Origin of the sequence: Shewanella sp. T24-MNA-CIBAN-0130 (assembly GCF_040310185.1) — a bacterium.
Taxonomy (GTDB): Bacteria; Pseudomonadota; Gammaproteobacteria; order Enterobacterales; family Shewanellaceae; genus Shewanella; species Shewanella psychromarinicola.
In genome coordinates this window covers 1-2,203 of sequence record NZ_JBEOPP010000112.1, presented here as the reverse complement: position 1 = coordinate 2,203, position 2,203 = coordinate 1, and the positions used below count along the sequence as shown (strand labels likewise).

General features: G+C 46.2%; 2 protein-coding genes. Both read right to left on the bottom strand.

Annotation, left to right across the window (positions count from 1 at the left end; genetic code table 11):
* Positions 1-32 precede the first annotated feature (32 nt).
* Positions 33-800, bottom strand: a complete 768-nt coding sequence (istB, locus tag AAEZ02_RS21640) for an IS21-like element helper ATPase IstB (protein ID WP_192114610.1) — start codon at positions 798-800, stop codon at positions 33-35.
* A partial coding sequence (istA, locus tag AAEZ02_RS21635; RefSeq protein ID WP_351124979.1) for an IS21 family transposase occupies positions 793-2,203 on the bottom strand: 1,411 nt, incomplete at its 5' end. The genes istA and istB, both read right to left, overlap by 8 nt.

Here is a 2,203-nt window from a genome sequence, read left to right as displayed (position 1 = left end):
TGTTAGACGTCAACTAGCTTGTCCTATGCGCGTCAATTAAGTTGGCCGCTTTTGTCGTTTAATTTCATAGCTTGTTTTTTACGGTAACTATCTCCTTCAAGTCGGTAAATTTCAGCATGATGCACCAGCCTGTCTATCACAGCTACCGTCATCATATTGTCGCCAAAGATACTGTCCCAGTCACTAAATACCTGGTTCGTCGTTATCACCAAGCTATTGCGCTCATATCGATGTGCGATGAGTTCAAATAGAACCTGACTTTCACTGTCGCTCTTTTTTACATAGCCAATGTCATCCAAAATCAGTAGCTCATATTTATCGAGTTTTTTAAGCGCATCTTCTAGTCCTAAACCTTGTCGCGCTTTCTGTAGATGCTGCACCATGGCGGTTCCTGTTGTGAATTTAACTCGAACAGATTGCTCTATAAGGGCATAGCCTAACGCGGCGGCTAGGTGTGTTTTCCCCAGACCGCTTGCACCAAATAACAGTATGTTGTGGCCTTGCCTCAACCACCCGAGCTCACTGGCTTTATGCTTGATTTGAACGGCACTAATCCCTGTCACTTCACTAAAATCGTACTGTGATAGTTGTTTCCCTATGGGTAATTGGCTGTCTTTCAGTAAGCGCTTTAGGCGTATTTCTTGTCGGTGTGAGGCCTCTATTTCACATAACTGAGCGAGAAATAGCTCAGGCCCCCATTGCTCCTTCACCGCTTTTAGCGCGATATCAGGCCAAGCTTTTGCTATCGCGGGTAATCGTAACTCTTGTAATAATATAGGTAAGCTCAGTGGGTTAGCCATTGCGCCCTCCTAACAGTACGTCGTAACTTGAAACGCTATGTTGTTGACGATTAATCATGGGGGTAAATAGCGTATCAGGCCTGAAAACGCGTCGACATTCATCTATCGTTACCGCTTTTCCTGCTTCAAATGCGCTGAGAACGAAGCGGCCCAATGCAGCCTCACAATCATAGTTGGCAGCGATGACCAGTAAATCGACCATATAATGACAATCTGTATCAGTCACACCATCACGGGTGAGTGCCTGCCATAACTGCCAAAAATCGCCTTTAGGTATAAGGTCGTCTCTAAGTTGTGATGCTTTAAACGCATTGCGCTTCTTAGCCAATGCGTGGATAAGGTGCTGATAGTCTATTGAGCGGCCACGTGCTGCGCCTTGCGTGTGTATTCGCGCTAAGGTTAATGTGATTTCATGTCCATAGAAGAGGACGATGCGGTCATCATAAATGTGCGCCAGTAAGGTCACGCCAATGAGCCGTGATGGCACGGAATACGTCACACGCTTAATGGAAATCGTGCTGCTGGATGTCACTTTGACGTACTGCTCACAAAAGTCATTCGTTCGACGGACGGGTAAGGCGGACAAGTACGCGCACTCCTCAATGTAACGCGTGTGACATTGACGATTTATTTTAGCGACGATGGCATCGATGAATGCTCGGTATTGCTTTAAATCCAGGAAGTCACGGCTTTCGCGCAATAGCAATTGCTGCGCTATCTTTCGCTTTAGATGCCCATTAGGGCCTTCAATTGCGCCATTTTCATGGGCTATACCTTTATTGTTTCGAGTGGCTTTTACACCGTAATGCTGACATAACTTGGTGTAGCGCTCTGTGAGGACTTCTGCTTGTGTGTGGTTTTTAAAGGCAGCGCTTAAGCTATCTGTGCGGTGGGTTTTGGGTACACCCCCACTTTGCCAAAAGGCATTCTGCAGCCCGGATGACAATGACTCAAAGCTTTCGCCACCCAAGATGACTTCGACGTAAGTCCAGCCACTGAAAACCAAGCGGTAATGATAAAGTTTGTGTTTAAATGCACTGCCAGCGAGGGTGATATTCAATTCATTAGCCCAAGTGTAATCGGAAATCCCCATCGCTCCAGGTGTATGCTGTTGCCTGAAAATCACCTCTTTTTCTGGTCCGTATTTGACTCGCCATGTCTTGATACGGCGTTGTAAAGTCCTAAGTTGCGCGCGATCAAATTGCCCCGGTGCGATTTCTTCGAGTTTTTCAAATAATGTAATGGGTTGTAATGTGGGTTCTTTTTCAAGCAGTGGGACAATATGTTGTTCAAAAAGACCATTAAACGGATCTTTTCGAGTAGCGTATTGACGCGGTAATGGAGGGGGGTTGTGCTGCCCTGAATCAATACGTCTGGCTGTGCGGGATGAAAATCCTGCTTTA

Bases quoted from the DNA above. Each gene is read 5' to 3' on its own strand.
- istB (WP_192114610.1), bottom strand. From the start codon at position 800: ATGGCTAACCCACTGAGCTTACCTATATTATTACAAGAGTTACGATTA.